Origin of the sequence: Olsenella uli, from assembly GCF_016899935.1 — a bacterium.
Classification (GTDB): domain Bacteria; phylum Actinomycetota; class Coriobacteriia; order Coriobacteriales; family Atopobiaceae; genus Thermophilibacter; species Thermophilibacter uli_B.
Genome location: NZ_JACJJK010000036.1, coordinates 1 through 273, shown reverse-complemented (window position 1 = coordinate 273; position 273 = coordinate 1). Strand labels below are relative to the sequence as shown.

The 273-nt window shown below is 28.6% G+C and carries 1 protein-coding gene; it reads right to left on the bottom strand.

Annotated features, from left to right (window positions below; translation table 11 throughout):
* The coding region (locus H6A07_RS10470) for a ribonuclease H1 domain-containing protein (RefSeq protein ID WP_369334322.1) at positions 1–176 on the bottom strand (176 nt) is incomplete at its 3' end.
* Positions 177–273: the final 97 nt, after the last annotated feature.

Sequence of the window (273 nt, the reverse complement as noted above, 5' to 3'; positions counted from 1 at the left end):
ATATAATAGCGGTCATCATCTTTTTCCATGATATTTACCGCTTCATCATCATTTAAATAATTTTTTGCTTCTTCTAGCGTAGCAAATGATTTAAATAGCGCACCTTTAAAACCCTGTGTCTGTTTTTGGCATTGTGCCCATGTATCAAAAATACCTGTTTTATAACCTTTCTTCACTGCATAAAATTTTTTCTTTATGATAATCCCTCCAAATTATTTATAAATACATCAAAATCATCAAATAATGCGTAATTTAAATTTATCTATTCTAGTC